This window comes from Bittarella massiliensis (ex Durand et al. 2017), assembly GCF_017566145.1.
Classification (GTDB): domain Bacteria; phylum Bacillota; class Clostridia; order Oscillospirales; family Ruminococcaceae; genus Bittarella; species Bittarella massiliensis_A.
Window position 1 is genome coordinate 1 of record NZ_JABFCL010000134.1, and the last position, 230, is coordinate 230.

The window sequence follows — 230 nt, forward strand, 5'->3', positions numbered from 1 at the left end:
CGCCGACCGCAGTAAGAGAGATGCTGACGCATGAACGATTACGAGAAGCTGATGCAGGCAGCGGAGCCGCTGCGCAGGTATCTGGAAGCCCATTGCGGGCTGACAACTGAGATACTGGTATCCCGCGACCGCGTGGATGTTCTGCGCTGCGAGTTCGGAATCCCGTTCAGCCGGACGATACCGGACGAAGAAGATGAATAGCCGAAACAGCCCTTCGGGGCTGTCGTGCG

At 59.6% G+C, this 230-nt stretch carries 1 protein-coding gene; it reads left to right on the forward strand.

The window, feature by feature from the left end; all coding sequences use genetic code 11:
• The first annotated feature begins 30 nt into the window (after window positions 1–30).
• Window positions 31–201, forward strand: coding sequence for a hypothetical protein (locus HJY11_RS13750; protein WP_172616026.1), 171 nt, complete (start codon window positions 31–33; stop codon window positions 199–201).
• Window positions 202–230: the final 29 nt, after the last annotated feature.

Excerpts from the sequence above, each read along its gene's own strand:
- HJY11_RS13750 (WP_172616026.1), top strand. The coding sequence starts at position 31 with ATGAACGATTACGAGAAGCTGATGCAGGCAGCGGAGCCGCTGCGCAGG.